At 39.4% G+C, this 19121-nt stretch carries 13 protein-coding genes and 1 pseudogene; 11 read left to right on the forward strand and 3 right to left on the reverse strand.

Features of this window, described 5'->3' with window-relative positions:
- Window positions 1-24 precede the first annotated feature (24 nt).
- The gene (locus tag RBL01_RS03895; protein WP_038809343.1) at window positions 25-1812 is read left to right on the forward strand and encodes a hypothetical protein; all 1788 of its coding nucleotides are present in this window, start codon (window positions 25-27) and stop codon (window positions 1810-1812) included.
- Between the two features lie 53 nt (window positions 1813-1865).
- Here the strand turns inward: RBL01_RS03895 and RBL01_RS03900 are convergent, their stop codons facing one another.
- Window positions 1866-3452, reverse strand: coding sequence for an Nramp family divalent metal transporter (locus RBL01_RS03900; protein WP_002317870.1), 1587 nt, complete (start codon window positions 3450-3452; stop codon window positions 1866-1868).
- A 250-nt stretch (window positions 3453-3702) separates the two neighbouring features.
- On the opposite strand from RBL01_RS03900, the gene RBL01_RS03905 reads away from it, so the two are divergent.
- The 5 genes and pseudogenes from RBL01_RS03905 (at window position 3703) to RBL01_RS03925 (ending at window position 10759) form a co-directional block, all read left to right on the forward strand.
- Window positions 3703-3927, forward strand: coding sequence for a YneF family protein (locus RBL01_RS03905; RefSeq protein WP_002294955.1), 225 nt, complete (start codon window positions 3703-3705; stop codon window positions 3925-3927).
- A gap of 141 nt (window positions 3928-4068) precedes the next feature.
- Entirely contained in the window at window positions 4069-5820 is a 1752-nt protein-coding gene (locus RBL01_RS03910; protein WP_002330055.1) for an ABC transporter ATP-binding protein, read from the forward strand.
- On the forward strand, window positions 5820-7604 hold the full coding sequence (locus tag RBL01_RS03915) for an ABC transporter ATP-binding protein (protein ID WP_072538355.1): 1785 nt from the start codon (window positions 5820-5822) through the stop codon (window positions 7602-7604). Before RBL01_RS03910 ends, RBL01_RS03915 begins: the two co-directional genes overlap by 1 nt.
- Window positions 7605-7929: 325 nt before the next feature.
- Window positions 7930-8781, forward strand: coding sequence for a BglG family transcription antiterminator LicT (gene licT, locus RBL01_RS03920; protein ID WP_038809345.1), 852 nt, complete (start codon window positions 7930-7932; stop codon window positions 8779-8781).
- Window positions 8782-8877: 96 nt separating this feature from the next.
- Window positions 8878-10759 (forward strand): annotated as a pseudogene (locus RBL01_RS03925) (beta-glucoside-specific PTS transporter subunit IIABC).
- Window positions 10760-10798: 39 nt separating this feature from the next.
- Here the strand turns inward: RBL01_RS03925 and RBL01_RS03930 are convergent.
- Window positions 10799-11701, reverse strand: a complete 903-nt coding sequence (locus RBL01_RS03930; protein WP_307780837.1) for a MurR/RpiR family transcriptional regulator — start codon at window positions 11699-11701, stop codon at window positions 10799-10801.
- Between the two features lie 230 nt (window positions 11702-11931).
- Here RBL01_RS03930 and RBL01_RS03935 point away from each other — a divergent pair, with 230 nt between their 5' ends.
- From RBL01_RS03935 to RBL01_RS03955, 5 genes are all read left to right on the forward strand, one after another.
- Entirely contained in the window at window positions 11932-13335 is a 1404-nt protein-coding gene (locus RBL01_RS03935) for a 6-phospho-beta-glucosidase (RefSeq protein ID WP_002333124.1), read from the forward strand.
- A complete protein-coding gene (locus tag RBL01_RS03940; RefSeq protein WP_002334476.1) occupies window positions 13335-14768 on the forward strand; it encodes a 6-phospho-beta-glucosidase in 1434 nt (477 codons plus the stop codon). Before RBL01_RS03935 ends, RBL01_RS03940 begins: the two co-directional genes overlap by 1 nt.
- Window positions 14769-14912: 144 nt before the next feature.
- Entirely contained in the window at window positions 14913-15839 is a 927-nt protein-coding gene (gene trxB / locus RBL01_RS03945; protein WP_002296150.1) for a thioredoxin-disulfide reductase, read from the forward strand.
- Window positions 15840-16053: 214 nt separating this feature from the next.
- The gene (locus RBL01_RS03950; RefSeq protein ID WP_307780836.1) at window positions 16054-17781 is read left to right on the forward strand and encodes a phospho-sugar mutase; all 1728 of its coding nucleotides are present in this window, start codon (window positions 16054-16056) and stop codon (window positions 17779-17781) included.
- A gap of 14 nt (window positions 17782-17795) precedes the next feature.
- Window positions 17796-18146, forward strand: a complete 351-nt coding sequence (locus RBL01_RS03955) for an ArsR/SmtB family transcription factor (RefSeq protein WP_002321425.1) — start codon at window positions 17796-17798, stop codon at window positions 18144-18146.
- A gap of 91 nt (window positions 18147-18237) precedes the next feature.
- On the opposite strand, the gene RBL01_RS03960 is transcribed toward RBL01_RS03955, so the two are convergent.
- Window positions 18238-19098, reverse strand: a complete 861-nt coding sequence (locus RBL01_RS03960) for a pyruvate, water dikinase regulatory protein (protein ID WP_002330063.1) — start codon at window positions 19096-19098, stop codon at window positions 18238-18240.
- Window positions 19099-19121: the final 23 nt, after the last annotated feature.

Below are 19121 nucleotides of genomic sequence, written 5' to 3' on the forward strand. Positions count from 1 at the left end.
AAACGTGATTGGAAGGACGAAAAGATGCTGAACACTTTAAAACCCTTGATCAACCAACTGACTAAGAAACATACATACTTTATTCTTGGCATAGCCCTATTATTTACAATTATTCGTTTGTATTTATATAGTAAAGCAATCTATGGAACAGACATGTCGGCAACCTATGATGATCAGCTGCTGATTCGCTATGCTCAAAATATTTTGGACGGTAAATGGCTAGGGGAGTATACGACTACAACACTTTCCAAAGGAATCTCCTACAGCTTATTTTTAGTACTTGCACATAAACTGCATTTTTCTTATGCAGTTTTGTTCGGCATGTTCAGTATTTTTGCCAGTATATTGGTTGCACTCGCGTTTAAACCGATCGTGAAGAACAAGTATCTTCTTTTAAGTATCTATTTTTATTTTTTGTTTTCTCCGATTAGTTTTACACATGAATATTCCACTCGAACGTATCGTAATGCCCTCGTGATTCCGGCTGTTGAGATCATTATCGCTTGTTTATTAGCTATTTATTACCGCAAATACGGTTCTAGCAGAAAATTGCTGCCATGGTTTTTAGGGCTTTCTGTCGCTTTTCCTTTTTTTTGGTTCATTCGCGAAGATTCTATCTGGCTTCTTCCTTTTACTGTAGTAGCTTTGGGTATCAGTTTCGTCCAGATCTTGCTAGGGCAAGACTTTTCTTTCAAAGAAGTAAAGAAGTTAAAAAAACGACTCTTTCTTCTCTCGAAACGGGAATGGCTGAAACTTTCATTGTTTTTACTTCCTATAGTTGGCTTTTCCATCGTCTATCAGTGGATCGAATATAAAAATGAGACAACATACGGTATTGCAACCATCAATGACCGTTCGAGTGGAGAATTTGGACGTTTGATGAAACAACTGATCCGAATAGATGATGAAACGAACTTGAATAAAGAAAACAGTGAGATATGGGTCTCACATGCTGCACTAAATAAAGCATTAGCCGCATCTCCTACATTCCATACTGTTTCTACCCGTATTGACGAATTATATACGACTCACGCGTGGACTCAAGGTGGAAAAGTAAAAGAATTACCCGGAGATATCATCTTTTGGGCATTGCGAGATGTGGTAAGCGAATCTGGTTATTACCAAAACAATGCAAAAGAAACCAATGATTTTTGGAAAAAAGTCAACCAAGAATTAGAAGAAGCCTATCACAAGGGAACCATCAAAAAGAAAAAAGAGTTCTATCTGATGGGATCAGGAGATGGAAAGACGATGAGTGATCTGCCAATCGTATTCGATTTCCTTCAATCAGGATACGCTTATGCATGGCGATATAAAGATTTCCATCAAGGAGGAGATTATAGTTTCGGAACGCAAGAACAAGTCAAACAGGCTCAAGAATTATTAAACCTTCCGCTAATGGAGAATTGGATCGATAGTAATGAACCGAGAACACCTAATTTCCAATTAACAAAATCAGCAAAAGTCGCGAATGTCATGATAAAAATTTACCAAGTTTTGTCCATACCATTACTGATTGCTTCAATAGCAGGAATACTACTCATGATACTAGGAACCGTATTTGCAAAAGTTGATCGTACGTATTATAGTTCTTCTTTGATTGTGGTCACTGGATTAGTACTGACACAATTGGTTTTTCTTTTCGGTGTCTCATGGTTTTGTTCTTATGCGCCAGAAAAAAAGGACTATTTTTTAAGTGTCTACACTGGTGCAGGTGTGCCATTAACGCAATTCATCGTAGTAACAAGCATGCTAGTTTTCAGTAAATTAAATCTGAAAAAAGCTTTATCTTCTAAACAAAAAGACCCTTGATAGTTAGATTTTTAACCTAACTATCAAGGGTCTTTGTGTGGAAAAATCAGTTTCTATTCGATTTCTTCTACCGTTTCCTGCAAACGCTGTTCATATTTTTTGTTTCCTTTATATAAATCACCAATCGTCCATGCCAACAGGAGAAGGACAAGAACAATGATTACATAAGCGATGTGATCAGCCAATGCTAGTTGAGCGGAAGTGGCTTGCTCGCCGAAGAAACTTTCGATCTGTCCTGGTAATCCTCGTAAGTTCAAGTAAGTTAGACTAATCACAGAGAACCAGCCAAGAAGTTTTACGATGAATGAATTTTTAAATCGGCTACCCATCTCCGCTTGGCTGTTGGTCATCATCAGTAAAGGGATCATCGAAAACGGCAACGCAAAAGCTAAGAACACCTGGGATTCATTCATTAAGTTATTCAAAGCGGTATGTTCTTCGATCGTTCCTTTTGTACTTGTAAACAAAACACAAATCAATACAGGAATCACAGAAAGCAATCGTGTGACCAGTCTTCTTAGCCAGATCGGGATACGCATATGGATGAATCCTTCCATGATGACTTGACCGGTCAACGTACCAGTAATAGTAGAGTTCTGGCCAGAAGCAAGAAGTGCTACAGCAAATAAAGTGGACAAGATACCAGATTTTGCTACAGCAATCAAAATACCATTGCTCATAGCTGATGGATCAGATAAAGCTTCATACAGACCAAAAAAGGAAGGATCTTGGACAGAACCGGTTTTGAAGACAGCGACACCCATGATCAATAGCAGCGCATTGACTAGAAAAGCCATCGACAATTGGATATTAGAGTCCCAAGTAGAAAAACGTACAGCTTGTGCTACATCTTCTTCGTCTTGGTGATCGATCTTCCGAGTTTGTGAAACTGCTGAATGTAGATATAAGTTATGTGGCATGACTGTTGCGCCAATAATCCCTAATGCTCCAGTTAGCGGAGTTTCGCCACCAATGACAGGTGAGTCGGAGAATGTATGGCTGTTAGGGATAAAGCCAGCAAATAAACTGTGCCAATCTGGGTTAGACAAGCCAACTTGATAGACAAAAACGAATAAAATGACGAAAATCAAGCAGACAACCAGTGCTTCGATCTTACGAAACCCGACTTTTGTCAGTAGTAAGAGAACGAAAACATCTAATACAGTAATAAAGACGGCAATCACCAATGGAATATCAAAAAGTAAGTAGAGGGCGATTGCTGCACCAATTACTTCTGCAATATCTGTTGCCATAATGGCTAATTCAGTCAATATCCATAAAATGACACCTAATGTCTTACTTGTGCGTGCTCGGATTGCCTGTGCCAAATCCATTTGGCTCACGATTCCTAATTTTGCTGCCATATACTGTAAAAGCATAGCAATAAGACTAGACATCAAAATAACTGACATCAATAAATATTGGAAATTTTGTCCTCCGGTGATCGAAGTAGACCAGTTACCCGGGTCCATATACCCAACTGCTACTAACGCACCAGGTCCAGAGTAAGCAAGAAGTGTTTTAAAAAAACTTTTCCCCTTTGGTACATCAACTGTTCCATTTACTTCAGCTAAAGATAAACCATTTGTATGTTCAATAAGTCGATGCTTATGAAATTGTTTATTGGATTGATTATTCAAGAAAAAACCACCTTTCCTATTTATCTACGATTACATTCTACACCTCAAAAAGAAAAAATTAAAGAAAAAGATTCGGTATGCCTAATTTATTTTCGTGGCGTGTCTTGCTAGATGACGAAAGAAATTTTGTTCTCCTCTAAAAAAACCGCTATTTTTTGCATGAAACTAAAGAATACGCCTTTCTTTTTTCAATAAACTTTAGTAAAATAAGTCATTGAGAGCAATTCGGAAATAGAAAGGAGAGATTTATATGTTATCAACAGGTATTGTCGTACTTATTGCTATTATTGCTTTGCTAATCGGCGCAGTAGGTGGCTTTTTCCTAGCGCGTAAATATATGAAAGACTATTTAGAAAAAAATCCTCCCGTTAATGAGGACATGTTGCGATCAATGATGATGTCAATGGGGCAAAAACCATCTGAGAAGAAAATTCGCCAGATGATGCAGCAAATGAAGAACCAAGGGAAAAAATAGGTTCTGACCCAACGACTTTTTACGGGCTGATTTTTTCAGCCCGTTTTTTATTTCGTAATTTGTTAGACTATTCAGATTATTCAGCAAAAAAGACAAGCACAGACAATCCTAGGCTCTTGATAAAGACAAAGGAGGAGTAAAATGTCGATTTTTAGAAAATTAGGCTGGTTTTTTCGTCAGGAAAAGAAACATTATTTAATTGGAGTTTTCTCGCTATTCGCAGTGGCCTTGGTACAGTTAGTTCCTCCAAAAGTGATTGGGATCATCATTGATGAGATTGCCGATAAAAATTTATCAATAAAGATCATTTTCGGGTGGATCTTCCTATTGATTATCGCTGCTTTTTTACAATATCTTTTTCGTTATATCTGGCGGACGAATATTTGGGGAAGTGCAGCTCGGTTGGAGAAAGAACTTCGGCAGCAGTTATTCAAACATTTTACAGAAATGGACAATCTCTTTTACCAAAAATATCGGACTGGGGATTTGATGGCTCATGCAACGAATGATTTGAATGCGATCCAGAATGTAGCAGGAGCTGGTATCTTGACCTTTGCAGATTCAGTGATTACGGGCGGAACAACGATCATTGCGATGATTTTGTTTATTGATTGGCGCTTAACACTGATTGCGCTAATTCCTCTGCCTTTGCTGGCCGTCACTTCACGAGTGCTGGGGTCGAAACTCCATGATGCTTTTCGTGATTCGCAAGAAGCTTTTTCTAGTATCAATGATAAGACACAAGAAAGTATCACTGGGATCAAAGTCATTAAAACATTTGGACAAGAAAAAGAAGATCTAGCGGATTTTGAAGAAAAGATTGAAGATGCAATTATTAAAAACAAACGAGTCAATTTTTTAGACTCCTTATTTGATCCATTCATTACCTTGATTATCGGTCTGTCTTATGTTGCAACAATTATTTTAGGTGGAAAGTATGTCTTGGAAGGCACGATCTCGATCGGGCAGATGGTCTCATTTATTAGTTATATCGGTATGCTTGTTTGGCCGATGTTTGCGATTGGTCGATTGTTCAACGTATTGGAAAGAGGAAATGCTTCTTATGATCGCGTCAATGAACTTTTGCATGAAAAAACGCATATCGTGGAACAACTGGGTGCAGTGCAGACCCCGGCAAAAGGCGAGCTGAATGTAGCTATTTCCTCTTTTAATTATCCGAAAGAAGAATCACCAGCATTAGAACAAATCAAGTTTGCAATCCAAGAAGGAGAAACATTAGGTATTGTTGGGAAAACTGGTGCGGGAAAAACGACGATCATCAAATTACTGATGCGTGAATACGATGATTATCAAGGGAAAATCCAATTTGGCGGACGTTCGATCAAAGAATATTCATTGAATGCTTTATTAGGATCAATCGGCTATGTGCCTCAGGATCACTTCTTGTTTTCGATGACCATTCGAGATAATATCCGTTTTTCTAATCCAAAACTTTCAGAAGAAGAAGTAGAGCATGCGGCTTCTTTAGCATTTATCAACAATGAAATCAAGGAATTACCAAAAGGTTATGATACCTTAGTTGGAGAACGTGGAGTCTCTTTATCTGGCGGACAGAAACAAAGGATTTCGATTGCTCGAGCATTGATCAAAAATCCTGAATTATTAATGTTAGATGATGCACTTTCTGCAGTAGATGCCAAAACAGAAGAAGCTATCTTGCATAATTTAAAAGAAATAAGAAAAGAGAAAACAACTATCATTGCAGCTCACCGTTTAAGTAGCGTAATGCATGCAAAAGAAATCATTGTTGTCGATCAAGGGAAAATCATTGAACGAGGAACCCATCATGAGCTGCTTGCACTAGGCGGCTGGTATGAACAAATGTGGGAGAAACAGCAATTAGAAGCGAAGATAGAAGGAGGCGAGGCCTGATGGATGAAAATTATCAATCGGAATGGACAAAATCGATTCCACTTAAAGAACAGAAAAAGATCATCACACGACTGATGAAGTTCGCCAAACCTTTTAGAAGAACGTTCATCGTTGCTATCTTATTTGCGTTTGCTCTGTCTGTGATCAATGTCCTATTGCCAAGGATCATCCAAACTTTTATGGATGATCATCTGGCTAAACAGTCGGCTACGACACAAGTTATTTTGTTTTTTGCTGGTATGTACTTATTTGGAGTCATAGTAAAAAGTATCATTTGGTTTTTCCAATGGTATTTGTATTCCATGGCTTCATTGAAGACCTATCAGTATATTAGGGTAAAATTATTTGAAAAGCTGCATACACTAGGTATGCGTTATTTTGATCAGACACCGGCAGGATCAACCGTTTCTCGAGTGACGAATGACACAGAAACGCTATTTGAATTTTGGTACGTCTTTTTGATGGTATTGACTGGGATCTTTGCAGTCGTTTCTTCATTCATTGCCATGTTTCAAATCAATGGAGAAATTGCCTTGTGGACTTTGGTGTTCTTGCCAATTTTAGGAATCGTCATCTGGTATTACCAGAAATTTAGTTCTCGTATTTACCGGAATATGCGAGAAAAATTAAGTCAGCTGAATACGAAATTGAATGAATCGATTTCCGGCATGCGTATTATCCAGCAGTTTCGTCAAGAAGCTCGTTTAGCTAAAGAATTTGAACAAGTGAACAATGAGTATTTAGACACGCGTTATGCGATGATCAAAACGAATTCGATTCTGTTAAGTCCAATCATCAATTTTCTATATGCATTGGCGATTGCGTTGGTGTTGACTTTGTTTGGGATCGATGCGTTGCATTCTCCCGTAGAAGTTGGACTGATCTATGCATTTACGACCTATGTCCAGGGATTTTTTAATCCAATGTCTCAAATGATGGACTTTTTGAGCATCTTCACAGATGGGATGGTTGCTGGTAGTCGTATCTTGAAGATTATGGATACGGAAGAATATGCACCACAACAAAACCCTGGAGCAGATCAAATGATTACTTCAGGTAAGATTGAGTTTCGCAATGTAAGCTTTTCTTATGATGGAGAGCACAATGTATTAAACAATATCTCTTTTGTTGCTAATCCGGGAGAGACCGTTGCATTAGTGGGACACACCGGAAGTGGGAAAAGCTCGATCATCAATGTGTTTATGCGGTTTTACGAATTTTATGAAGGTCAGATATTGATTGATGATCATGACATTCGAGAATATCCAATGGAAGAGTTACGTAAGAAAATGGGGCTGGTCTTGCAAGATGCTTTCTTGTTTTATGGGGATATCGCAGGAAATATTCGGATGATGAATCCAGCTATCACAGACGAACAGATACGCCATGCGGCTGAGTTTGTTCAAGCAAACAAATTCATCGATGAATTACCAAAAGGATATCACTCAAAAGTGATCGAACATGGTGCCAGCTATTCTAGTGGACAACGACAGCTGATCACTTTTGCGCGAACAATCGTGACTGATCCTAAAATTCTAGTATTGGATGAAGCAACAGCAAATATCGATACTGAAACAGAAGGATTGATCCAAGAAGGATTGGCGAAAATGCGACAAGGACGGACAACGATTGCGATTGCCCATCGGCTGTCAACGATTCGAGATGCAGAATTGATTTTAGTTTTAGACAAAGGTCATATAGTAGAACGCGGGAATCATGAAACACTTCTAGCGCAAAATGGTTTGTATGCAGATATGTACAAACTGCAAAGCAGTGGTATATAAAAGATGTTGTGACAGTAGCATTTTGACCTAAGCACTAGAGTGAAAATAAAACATAGCTTCCCATATTTTTCATCTGTGAGAGTTAGTGTCGTAGTTACCAGATTTAAAAAAGACGACGTCAGCTAGTCAGAAGTGCCTAATAGACCCTAAGAAAGCGTTGACAAAATCGTTTGCTTTCGATAATATAAAGAAAACGATACAACTTGGATAGTGATTGCCTGATGCAAGCTAAACCTGATGAGTCTCCCATGGTTTCATGGACGGCTTTTTGGGTTTTTCTTTTTGTTTTGGATACAGCCCTATATATCATGGAAAGGAGCAAAACATGCTGATTGAGAAAGTACTGAATAACAACGTCGTAATAACAAGGGATGAAAGAGATCGGGAAATGATTGTGATGGGAAAAGGATTGGCATTCAAAAAGAAGGTGGGTGACCCGATTCTTGACTCATGCATCGACAAAAAATTTCAGTTGAAAAATGACGGACTTTCACAACAGTTCCAAGAATTGGCACAAGCGATTCCTCTTGAGTACTTAGAAATTTCTTGCGAAATCATTGAATATACAAAAGAGGCTCTGCAAGTCCATTTAAATGATTCTGTGTATATTTCATTGACGGATCACTTGTATACAGCTATCGAACGTCAAAAAATGGGGATCTTTGTGCCAAATGTATTGCTGTATGATATCAAACAACTGTTTCCTAAAGAGTATGCCATTGGGAAAAAAACAGTGAAGAAAATCTCGGATAAATACCACATCAAGTTATCAGAAGACGAAGCCGGATTTATCGCATTGCATTTAGTCAATGCACAAGGCATTCAAAGCCAGCAAGACAATACCTACCTGTTTACCACAACAATACAGGATATTTTAAATATCGTCCGCTATTACTATAAGATTACATTTGATGAAGATTCAGTCCACTTTTTTCGATTCGTCACGCACCTGCGTTTTTTTCTGACACGTGTCCTAGATGGAGCAAAATCAGAAGATGGAGAAGTTTCTGAGGAATTGTTCCAAGTTATTCAAAAAAAATATAAGGATACGTTTGGTTGCGTTGAGAAAATAGCAGACTTTTTAACCGGGGCTTTCGACTACCAGATGTCCACGGATGAAAAAATGTATTTAACGATCCATACTGCGCGTTTAGTGCATGAGAATCGTTGTAAATAAATAAAAAAGGAGGACAAATTAACAAGAACGTATGAAAATAAGGGTAGTGACATTCAGTTGGCTAAACCTTCCACTAATTAATTGGAGGGAATAGAAATGGGAAAATACCAGGAATTAGCAGAAAACATCGTAAAGAATATCGGAGGAAAAGAAAATATCCGTAGCTTGACACACTGTGTGACGCGACTTCGTTTCAAACTAAAGGAGGAAAATAAAGCAAAGGATGATGTTTTGAAAAAGATGGAAGGGATAGTCACCATCATGAAAAGCGGCGGGCAATATCAAGTTGTAATCGGGAATCATGTGCCAGATGTCTATGCAGAAGTACTGACAGTAGCCGGGATTTCCGATGAAGCAGAAGAAGAGGTTTCTTCAAGTAGTAATCTGTTCAATCGATTAATCGACATATTAAGTGGCTGTTTCCAGCCTTTTTTAGGTGCTTTGGCTGCAGCGGGAATGGTCAAAGGATTAAATGCTTTGTTCTTGTTTCTCAAATTTTATACTGAAGGATCGGGTACGTACATCATGCTGAATGGGATAGGGGATGCAATTTTTTATTTCATGCCAGTGATCTTAGGGTACACAGCAGCGAAAAAATTTCATCTGAATCCGATGGTGGGGCTCGTGATTGGTGCAGCACTTTGTTATCCGACTGTACAAGGAGCAGCACTACAAAGTGGTTTCCCTGATGGCAGTCCTGCGCCTTATAGCTTGCTGGGGCTTCCGGCTTATGAAACATTTTTGGGTATCCCATGGGTGGGCAGCAGTTATACCAGTAGCGTCGTACCTGTTATCTTCATTATCGCATTTGCCGGACAAGTCCAAAAAATTGCCAAGAAATGGATTCCTGCAGTCGTCCAGACCTTTTTGGTTCCTTTTTCTGTGTTATTAATCGCACTTCCTGCTGGCTTTTTGATTATCGGTCCGATTGTCAGTATACTGACAGATCTATTAAGCACGGGATTCCAAGCATTGATGGACTTTTCTCCAGCTGTGTATGGTGCAGTTCTAGGGTTTCTTTGGCAAGTACTGGTGATTTTCGGACTTCATTGGAGTATTATCCCTCTTGCGATTATGCAGCTAGCGCAAAATGGGTGGAGTCAGATGTTAGTAGGCGTTTATGGCGCGAGTTTTGCACAGACAGCAGTGGTATTGGCGATGTATTTCCAAGTTCAAGGATCAAAAAATGAAGGCGCTTTGCATGCCAGCTGTGATTTCAGGAATCTTCGGCGTAACAGAACCGGCTATTTATGGAATCACCTTACCGAAGAAGAAGCCATTTATTTACTCGATGATTGGTGGTGCTATTTCAGGAATCTATTTGATGGCATCTGGAACAATCAGCTACACAATGGGCGGATTAGGGATTTTTGGGGTGGTAAACTACATCACGGAAACAGACGCCAGTGGTATGTTTCAAGCGTTTATCGGCATTGCTATTGCTTCGGTAATCGGGTTTTCGCTGACTTTTTTCTTTTGGAAGGATGAAGCAGGTGAAACAGATGCTATACAGAAAAAATCAGGTAAAGAAATTGTAAAAACACCGATACAAGGACAAATCGCGCCACTAAATGCAGCGAAGGATGCAGCTTTTGCACAAGGAACACTAGGTCGAGGAATCTTGATCTACCCTGAAAAAGGAGAAGTACGTGCCCCTTTTGATGGAACAGTTATGACCCTGTTCCCGACGAAACATGCAATCGGAATGGTTTCTGAAACAGGGCTGGAATTGCTGATTCATGTCGGATTGGATACTGTGCAGTTGGAAGGGAAATATTTTGAAAGCTTAGTGCAGCAAGGAGAAAGAGTGAAACAAGGCGACCTGTTGCTACGCTTCGACAAAAAGAAAATCGAAAAGGAAGGATACAGTTTAGAAACACCTGTGATCGTCACCAATTACACGGATTATTTGGATATTTTGGAAAACCAAGGGGAGACGGTCGGGCCAGACGATGCACTTATCACCGCACTGACCTGAACGGTTAGGTGAAGAATGGACTAGGCTTGGCTATTCTTTTTATTCCACTTCTTTATTTTCAAAATTGAAAGGCTCTTTCATGATGGCTGAGCTGATAGGGCGTTTATCGAATTTTTGACCGACAGAAATTAGATGGACTAAATTCTGTTGATAATTTTCTGCAAAAACACAACTATATAACACGTCTAGAAGATAACAAATTGATGTATTGATCGTAAAATTACCAATTTTTGAATACAGTCGCTCGCGTGTCGTAAGTCGCAAAGCGGCTGTACTCATTGCAGATAGCGTTGAATCACCGATACTGGTCAAAGCTAAAATTGGAACATGATTTTGTTTCAATATTTCTGCGGTACGAAGAATCACTTTATTTTCACCCGTATAAGAAATCAGGATCCCGCACATATCGCTCGTGCAATTGTACGCTTCATAGAATGATTCACCAAAAGTGGTGACAATTGTGACATCCATTTTGATGCGCTTCATTTTCAGCATGAAATCTTGAGAAATCAAAGTATTCGAGTTACTGGCGAAGATCACGATTTTTTTTGCCTGGAGCAGTAAATACTTAGCTTTTTGCAGTTGGTCATGATGAATGAGAGAAAGTGTATCTTGAATCGTCATCTGTTCTAAAGAAGCCATTTTATTTGCGATCGTCATAATACCGTCTGTGGTGGAAAAAGGAAGATTCGCATCTACGTCTTGAAAATTCCCTTCAAGATAGGCTGTTTCAGCTAAAAAAGCATTACGAAAACTGACCCAGCCATCAAACCCCATTTTTTTTGCTACACGGATGAGTGTGGACGGGTGGACATAACATCGTTCAGCGATCTCTTGGATGGTCATTTCGCCAAGTGCTGGAGAACCGCTTAAGAGAAACTGGATCACTTCATTTTCTGAAGGAGAAAAGGAGGTTTCTTTGATTTTTTCACGTAATAACATGTAGATACCTTCTTCTTATTTTTTTACGTAAATTATAACTTTTTTGAAAATGATTTGTAAACGGATTTATACTATATAACTTAAAATAGACATTTTTTGACAAGATATTTACAAAAATCCACTAGAAAACAGTAACTTTTGTAAATGTTACTGGAAAGAAACGGATTTCTATTGTTTGTTTTGTTTACAAAAAAGATAATTAAAGTGTAAAAAAGTAAAGGAGTGAGAACATGGCAAAAGGAATCAAAATCGCTACGATTGGTGGTGGCAGCAGTTACACCCCCGAGTTGATGGAAGGATTTATCAAAAGATATGAGGAATTACCAATACGAGAAATCTGGCTCGTAGATGTAGAAGAAGGAAAAGAAAAGCTTGAGATCGTTAGTCAGATGTCTCAGCGTATGTGGGATGCTTCTCCGTATGAAGTCAAGATCTATGCAACTCTGGATCGGGAAGAAGCATTGAAAGATGCGGATTTTGTTACGACTCAGTTTCGTGTCGGTCAATTAGATGCACGAATCAAAGACGAGCGGATCCCTAGTTATTACGGGATGATCGGACAAGAAACAAATGGTGCTGGCGGGATATTCAAAGCTTTTCGTACCGTGCCAGTGGTCTTGGCAATCGTTGAAGACATGAAGCGTTTATGTCCAAATGCTTGGCTGATCAATTTCGCGAACCCAAGTGGGATGGTGACAGAAGCAGTTATCAGATATGGCAAATGGGATAAAGTGATTGGATTATGCAATGTGCCAGTAATGGCGATGATGACAGAACCAGCAATGCTTGGCAAGAAAAAAGAAGAGCTGATCTACAAGTTTGCCGGTCTAAATCATTTCCATTGGCACAAAGTAGCAGATAATAAAGGAAATGACCGCACGGCAGAATTGATTGATCGTTTATACGATGAAGACAATGGATTGCCGAAAAATATCTTTGATATCCCGTTTTTCAAAGAACAATTAAAACAAATGAACATGATCCCTTGTGGCTACCACCGCTATTACTATCGTGAAGAAGAAATGCTGGAACATGCTTTAGAAGAATATCAAACGATTGGTACAAGAGCGCAGCAAGTGAAAGAAACAGAAGCAGAGCTGTTTGAATTATACAAAGATCCAGAATTAGACCATAAACCTGAACAATTGCAAAAACGAGGTGGCGCTTATTATTCAGACGCTGCCTGTGAAACGATTACTTCAATCTATGGAAATAAAGAAACACAGATCGTTGTATCTACAAAGAATGATGGAGCTGTTCCTGACCTGTCGGCAGATTGTGTTGTAGAAGTCACTGCCTATGTTGGCGCACAAGGAGCGAGAAATGTAGCGTTTGGTTCTCTTCCTGCTGCTGAAAGAGGCTGGTTGCAGGTAATGAAGAATATGGAATTGCTGACGATCGAAGCAGCTGTGACTGGTGATTATGGGACAGCCTTACAGGCGTTTACGATCAATCCACTTATACGATCAGGAAAGACAGCAAAACGGATCATGGATGAGTTGTTTATTGCACACCAGCAGTATTTACCGCAATTCAAGGAAACAATCGGCCGATTAAAAGAAGAAGGAATCGAAGTTCAAGATGAACTGGCAAGAGAATTATCAAGTAATACACATATAATGGAGGAAGTATAATGGGATTCAGAAAAGATTTTTTATGGGGCGGTGCTACAGCAGCCAATCAATGTGAGGGCGGTTATGATGAAGGTGGACGCGGACTAGCAAACGTAGATGTTGTGCCAATCGGAAAAGACCGTTTTCCTGTTATCACCGGAAAGAAAAAAATGTTTGAATTTGATGAGGACCATTTTTATCCAGCAAAAATTGCAATCGATATGTATCATCGTTATAAAGAAGATATTGCTTTGTTTGCAGAAATGGGGTTCAAGACTTATCGAATGTCCATCGCCTGGAGTCGTATTTTTCCAATGGGGGATGAGAAAGAGCCGAATGAAGCTGGCTTGAAATTTTATGAGGATGTCTTTAAAGAATGCCAAAAGCACGGAATTGAGCCACTTGTGACGATTACGCATTTTGATTGTCCAATGCATTTGATCAAAGAATATGGTGCGTGGCGTTCCAGAGAACTCGTTGGTTTTTATGAAAATCTGTGTCGAGTCATCTTCAATCGCTATAAAGGACTTGTCAAATATTGGCTGACATTCAATGAGATCAATATGATCCTTCATGCACCATTCATGGGCGCAGGGCTGTATTTTGAAAAAGGAGAAAATGAAGAACAAATCAAATATCAAGCGGCACATCATGAGTTGGTTGCAAGTGCCATCGCAACGAAGATTGCTCATGAAGTAGATCCGGAGAACAAAGTAGGCTGTATGCTGGCAGCAGGAGCATATTATCCATACACTTGCAATCCTGAAGATGTTTGGGCTTCTAGAAAATCAGATCGAGAAAATTATTTCTTCATTGATGTTCAGTCACGAGGAGAATACCCAGCTTATGCATTGAAAGAAATGGAACGAAATGGCATTCATATCGAAATGGAACCAGGGGATGCCGCATTGCTGAAAGAACATACTGTTGATTTTATCTCCTTTTCTTATTATTCTTCCCGAGTTTCGACTACCGACAACGAACTCTTGGAACAGACTGCAGGAAATATCTTTGCTTCTGTCAAAAATCCATATCTGCAAGCAAGTGAATGGGGGTGGCAAATTGATCCATTAGGCTTGAGAATAACGATGAATGATATTTATGATCGTTATCAAAAACCATTATTTATTGTAGAAAACGGCTTAGGTGCAGTCGATACGCCAGATGAAAATGGTTATGTGGAAGATGATTACCGAATCGATTACCTGGCAGCGCATATCCAGGCGATGAAGGATGCAGTAGAACTAGACGGAGTCGATCTATTAGGCTATACGACTTGGGGATGTATTGATTTAGTATCAGCTGGTACCGGTGAGATGAAGAAAAGGTACGGATTCATTTATGTCGATCGTGATAACCAAGGAAATGGCACATTAGCCCGTTCAAAGAAAAAATCATTCAACTGGTATAAAAAAGTAATTGATTCAAATGGAGAAAATCTTTCGAACGATTGATCAATGATTTATAAAAGTCTATTGTTTTTCAGCGGATTTTTCGAGTATAATAAAGCTATTCGAGAAACGCAAGCAGAACAATAGACTTTTTTTCGCATTGGCTGTAAAGTATGCTTACTTGATTAAGTAAAGGAGAATCTACATATGTATGATGTAATCGTTATTGGCGCAGGTCCAGCTGGGATGACTGCTGCTTTATATGCTTCACGTTCAAACTTATCCGTATTGATGATCGAACAAGGTGCCCCTGGCGGCCAAATGAACAATACGGCAGAAATCGAAAATTATCCTGGATTCGATTCGATCATGGGCCCCGATCTAGCTTATAAGATGTATGAAAGTGTCTCAAGATTTGGGACAGAAAATGCTTATGGAATCGTTCAAGATATCAAGGATCACGGCAGCCATAAAGAAGTCATCTGTGAAGATAAAAGTTACGAAGGAAAAACAGTCATTATCGCAACAGGCTGTATCCACCGTAAATTAGGCGTACCTGGCGAGGAAGAATTTGCTGGACGAGGCGTTTCTTACTGTGCAGTCTGCGATGGTGCGTTTTTCCGTAACAAACGTCTAGTAGTCATCGGGGGTGGGGACTCAGCAGTAGAAGAAGCCATCTATTTGACACAATTTGCTTCTGAAGTAGTGATCGTCCACCGTAGAGATGAATTACGTGCACAAAAGATCATCCAAGACCGTGCATTTGCAAATGAAAAAATTTCCTTTATGTGGGATACAGTCGTTGACGAAATCGTTGGAAACGAAATGGTAGTGACAGGTGTGAAAGCACGTAATGTCAAAACCGGCAATGAATTTGATTTAGCAGCAGACGGAGTATTCATCTATGTTGGACTGGATCCATTAACTGCACCTTTTAGAGAAGCAGGTTTGACGAACGAAGCTGGCTGGATTCCAACAGACAACGAAATGAAAACGAATATGCCAGGCGTTTTTGCCATCGGAGATGTTCGTGAAAAAGATTTGCGACAAATCACTACAGCTGTTGGTGACGGCGGTATTGCTGGACAACAAGTGTATAAATACTTGGAGTCTTTAGAAGAAACAACAGCATAAGTTTAAAAAGAGTGAAAGAACGGTTTCAATTGTTCTTTTACTCTTTTTTTTTCGCGTGAAATCCACTGAATCCGATTTATGTGAATACTTGCAATCATGCTTGATAAAAGAATCCTTTCTTGATTTAAGCGTTTTTTGGTCCTCATACTTTCATATCTAATAAGTGAATGCTATACTTATTAAGAACCATATTTCAGAAAGAGGTGTTATTTTCATGTCTTGGGAACAAGTGTATGAACAATGGGTACATGAAGAAAATTTAGAAGAAAGCTTAAAAAAACAATTAAATGATCTGGGTGAAGATCCTGAAAAACTTGAAGATGCTTTTTATGCACCGTTGGAATTCGGTACTGCAGGCATGCGGGGAATCTTAGGACCTGGGATCAATCGAATGAACATCTATACGGTAAGACAAGCAACAGAAGGACTAGCACGTTTCATGGATACACAAGGTGAAGAAACAAAACGCCGAGGTGTCGCTATCGCTTATGACTCACGCCATCAGTCACCAGAATTTGCAATGGAAGCAGCCAAAACACTGGCACATCACAATATCCCGTCTTATGTATTCGAAAGTCTGCGTCCAACACCAGAGCTTTCTTTTGCAGTTCGTCATTTGAAGACGTTTGCGGGAATCATGGTAACTGCATCTCACAACCCAGCGGCTTACAATGGATATAAAGTCTACGGAGAAGATGGCGGACAAATGCCTCCTGCAGACGCAGATGCATTGACGAAATATGTCCGTGAAGTCAGCAATCCGCTAAAAGTCGAAGTATTATCTGACGAAGAAGCTAAACATAGCGGGTTGATCACGATCATCGGAGAAGAAGTGGACGCTGCTTATCTAGAAGAAATCAAAGCAGTGACGATTGATCGTGAATTGGTTGAAACAATGGGGAAAGATTTGAAACTTGTGTACACGCCACTTCATGGAACAGGGAAAATGTTGGGCGAACGTGCGTTGAAACAAGCTGGATTCGAACAATTCGTACTAGTTCCCGAACAAGCTGTGGCAGATCCAGATTTCACTACGGTCAAATCGCCAAATCCAGAAGAACATTCAGCTTTTGAATATGCTATACGACTTGGAGAAAAAGAAGGAGCTGACTTGCTGATTGCAACAGATCCTGATGCAGACCGTTTAGGCGCAGCGGTTCGTTTGCCAGATGGTTCTTATGAAGTATTGACTGGGAACCAAATCGGAGCATTGTTTGCTCAATATATTTTGGAAGCACATCAATCAAGAGGCACTTTACCAGAAAACGCAGCGGTATTGAAATCAATCGTTTCCAGCGAATTGCCTACAGCAATTGCGGAACACTACGGTGCTACCATGTTCAATGTGTTGACAGGGTTTAAATTCATTGCTGAAAAAATCCAACAATTCGAAGAAAACCATTCACATACTTTTATGTTTGGATTCGAAGAAAGTTATGGTTATTTAGTTAAACCTTTTGTTCGCGATAAAGACGCGATCCAAGCATTGCTTTTATTAGCAGAAGTAGCAGCTTACTATAAAAAACAAGGCAAAACGTTGTATGACGGCTTGCAAACGATTTTTGAAACCTATGGCTATTTCGCAGAAAAAACGATTTCTGTGACAATGAGCGGACAAGAAGGTTCTGCGAAAATCTCTGCTTTGATGGAAAAATTCCGTAAAGAAGCACCGACAGAATTTGCCGGAGCAAAAGTTATTCAAACAGAAGACTTTAAAGAATTGACGAGAACAGACCGTGAAGGAAACGTAGAAAAACTCACAACACCGCCATCCGACGTATTGAAATATACATTGGAAGAAAATGGCTGGATTGCTATCCGCCCTTCAGGAACTGAGCCGAAAATCAAGTTTTATATTGGTGTAAAAGGAAGCTCTACAGAAGACGCAGCCGAAAAAGTAGCCTCTTATGAAGCGATTATCAAAAAGATGACAGAAGAATAAAAAACTTGAGACTGATGGAAAAAGTGGTAAACTTTAGAAGTCAGTCTTTTTTCAAGTTGGAGGTGAATGGATTGCCAGACACGCAAAAATCAAAAGTAGAGAAAGTCAGTCAATTATTCAAAATGTTGAGTGATCCCACTCGTCTTAAAATTCTGCTATATCTGAAAGACGGGGAACAAAATGTGACAGCAATCACCCAAGCAGTGGAAATGGAGCAGTCTGCTGTATCGCATCAACTACGTTTATTAAGAGAAAATCATGTCGTCAAGTCTCATCGCGAGGGAAAAGCGATTTTGTATAGTCTTGATGATTCTCATGTACTGGATATTTTGAACCAGACACTCAAACATGTGGAACATCAATAACGATAGGTGCAAATAGATAAACACTGGAGTGTGACAACGAAATTTCTTCGTTGTCACACTCCAGTGTTTTTTAAGAAAAAGACAAAAATGATCAATCGCTTTTTTCTGTTGTTTCAGTTCCATAATAACTATGATCTTCTAGGTCTAAAGCATTCAAAATAAGCGAAGCCGTTTCTTCAATAGATAAAGATGCTACATTGATCACTACACATCCTAGTTTTTCATAAAGATCATTCGCAAAATCGAGTTCAGCTCTAATTTTTTCGATATCGGAATAAGCAGTATCAGGGTTTAATCCGTAAGAGCGCATCCGTTCTTTACGGATATTATTTAAAATATCTGGGTTATTCGTTAGTCCCACGATTTTTTTAGGATCGATCTCCCAAAGCTGTTTGGGAATATGTGCTTGTGGGATCAAAGGTAAATTGGCAACTTTTAAATTTTTGTTAGCTAAAAACAAGCTCAAAGGCGTTTTGGAAGTTCGGGATACGCCTAGCAAAACGACATCTGCTTCTAAAAAACCACGAGGATCTTTCCCATCATCGTATTTTACAGCAAATTCCATTGCTTTGATCCGTTTGAAATAGTTCTCATTCAATAAATGGAGGGCACCAGGTTGCCGAATTGGCTTGATACCAGTTAAACGTTCAATTTCTGATATCGGTGGCGTCATCACATCAAAACTAAATAATTGATGTTCTTCACAAAAAGAACGTGTTATCTCGATCAGTTCTTGATTGATTAATGTATGCAGGACAAGTGCTTTTTCTTCTAATGCATCTTGCAATGCCTGCCTTAATGTTTTTTCATCTGTCACGAACGTTCTGCGGAATAGGTTGAACTCAACGGTAGGATACTGAGCCATAGTAGCTTGCGCTAGTTTTGTCGCAGTTTCTCCAGCAGAGTCGGAGATGACAAAAAAAGTAACGATTTCTGTAGAATCGGAAGTCATGGATAAAACCTCACTTGCATTTT

This window comes from Enterococcus sp. SB12, from assembly GCF_030910025.2.
Taxonomy (GTDB): Bacteria; Bacillota; Bacilli; order Lactobacillales; family Enterococcaceae; genus Enterococcus_B; species Enterococcus_B faecium.

Bases quoted from the DNA above. Each gene is read 5' to 3' on its own strand.
- RBL01_RS03895 (WP_038809343.1), top strand. From the start codon at position 25: ATGCTGAACACTTTAAAACCCTTGATCAACCAACTGACTAAGAAACAT.
- RBL01_RS03905 (WP_002294955.1), top strand. From the start codon at position 3,703: ATGTTATCAACAGGTATTGTCGTACTTATTGCTATTATTGCTTTGCTA.
- RBL01_RS03910 (WP_002330055.1), top strand. From the start codon at position 4,069: ATGTCGATTTTTAGAAAATTAGGCTGGTTTTTTCGTCAGGAAAAGAAA.
- RBL01_RS03915 (WP_072538355.1), top strand. From the start codon at position 5,820: ATGGATGAAAATTATCAATCGGAATGGACAAAATCGATTCCACTTAAA.
- licT (WP_038809345.1), top strand. From the start codon at position 7,930: ATGCTGATTGAGAAAGTACTGAATAACAACGTCGTAATAACAAGGGAT.
- RBL01_RS03930 (WP_307780837.1), bottom strand. From the start codon at position 11,701: ATGTTATTACGTGAAAAAATCAAAGAAACCTCCTTTTCTCCTTCAGAA.
- RBL01_RS03935 (WP_002333124.1), top strand. From the start codon at position 11,932: ATGGCAAAAGGAATCAAAATCGCTACGATTGGTGGTGGCAGCAGTTAC.
- RBL01_RS03940 (WP_002334476.1), top strand. From the start codon at position 13,335: ATGGGATTCAGAAAAGATTTTTTATGGGGCGGTGCTACAGCAGCCAAT.
- trxB (WP_002296150.1), top strand. From the start codon at position 14,913: ATGTATGATGTAATCGTTATTGGCGCAGGTCCAGCTGGGATGACTGCT.
- RBL01_RS03950 (WP_307780836.1), top strand. From the start codon at position 16,054: ATGTCTTGGGAACAAGTGTATGAACAATGGGTACATGAAGAAAATTTA.
- RBL01_RS03955 (WP_002321425.1), top strand. From the start codon at position 17,796: ATGGAAAAAGTGGTAAACTTTAGAAGTCAGTCTTTTTTCAAGTTGGAG.
- RBL01_RS03960 (WP_002330063.1), bottom strand. From the start codon at position 19,098: ATGACTTCCGATTCTACAGAAATCGTTACTTTTTTTGTCATCTCCGAC.